The following is a 608-nucleotide window of genomic DNA, read 5'->3' as shown; positions in this document are numbered from 1 at the left end:
AAGGGAAGGGTGGAGATTTTCGTAGAAAATACTACCCGACCTTGACAATGTAATTAATGATATAATTATCTTTGGCCTTTCGGCATAATTTGTCGAAAGGCCTCAGCTATAATTAATCATGTATATCTAGGAGAGCCAGTTCTTCTTTAAAGCAAATCTCAGGAGTCGCATAACCTAAGATCTTCCTGGGAAAGCTATTCATCCAATCTTCTATCCTTTTAACAGTTGCTAGAGAGATATCTTTTAAAGACTTACTTTTAGGTATAAATCGTCTGATAATCCCATTATGACGTTCATTTGTACCTCTTTCCCAAGATGAATAGGGATGAGCAAAATAAGCCTTGCTACCATACTCCTGGAGTTTATTAGATAATTCACTAAATTCCAATCCATTATCTGCTGTTATTGTTTTAAATACTTTAGAAAAATTATTACCATAGCGTTCTTTAAGTACATCAATACACTGATTAACCTCTTTGCTAGTTTTTTCATTTAGTAAAAATAATAGGTTCTTCCTTGTTTTTCTTTCTGATAATGTCATTATTACTGGTTCATGTGTAAGTTTACCTAGAACTGTGTCAATCTCCCAATGCCCAAATACTTCTCTT

1 protein-coding gene is annotated in these 608 nt (G+C 33.6%); it reads right to left on the bottom strand.

Annotation, left to right across the window (positions count from 1 at the left end):
* Positions 1-112 precede the first annotated feature (112 nt).
* On the bottom strand, positions 113-608 hold a 496-nt coding region (locus CPAL_RS08785), incomplete at its 5' end, for an IS30 family transposase (RefSeq protein ID WP_146126582.1).

The organism is Clostridium thermopalmarium DSM 5974 (genome assembly GCF_002995795.1).
In the GTDB taxonomy this organism is placed as follows: domain Bacteria; phylum Bacillota; class Clostridia; order Clostridiales; family Clostridiaceae; genus Clostridium_H; species Clostridium_H thermopalmarium.
Note: the sequence above shows the minus strand (reverse complement) of the source record. Positions and strands in the feature narration are given on the sequence as shown.